This is a genomic window from Mesorhizobium sp. M8A.F.Ca.ET.161.01.1.1, assembly GCF_004792105.1.
Taxonomy (GTDB): domain Bacteria; phylum Pseudomonadota; class Alphaproteobacteria; order Rhizobiales; family Rhizobiaceae; genus Mesorhizobium.
The window spans coordinates 1-370 of sequence record NZ_SRTD01000165.1 but is presented as its reverse complement, the minus strand read 5'-3'; the positions used below and the strand labels follow the sequence as shown (position 1 = coordinate 370).

General features: G+C 58.4%; 1 protein-coding gene. It reads right to left on the bottom strand.

The genetic code is table 11. From position 1 onward, the window contains the following. On the bottom strand, positions 1-267 hold a 267-nt coding region (locus EN804_RS37545), incomplete at its 3' end, for a hypothetical protein (protein WP_189602174.1). Positions 268-370 lie beyond the last annotated feature (103 nt).

The following is a 370-nucleotide window of genomic DNA, read 5'->3' as shown; positions in this document are numbered from 1 at the left end:
GTTGTACTGGCCCAGCAGGAACGCCGGGTGCAGCACCGGGAACGAATACGGCTTCTGCCACTGCCAGTTCGGTTCGCGGTACACCTTGTTGCCACCGAACCAGTTGCTGGAGAACAGCAGGTGGCCCTGCGGGTTGCGCAGGATGATGCGCTCGGACAATGTGAAGGAAGGGACTGCGCGGGAAGACCCGTGGGGCACGGTGATCAGGACCGTTCCCGGCAAGGCCTGATCGGGATGGTCAATCTTCAAAATGAAAAGGCTCGCCAATGGCGAGCCTTTTCATTTGGGACGGTTGCTTAGGCCTCTCCAAACACCCGCTTGAAGATCGTGTCGACATGCTTGGTGTGATAGCCGAGATCGAATTTCTCGC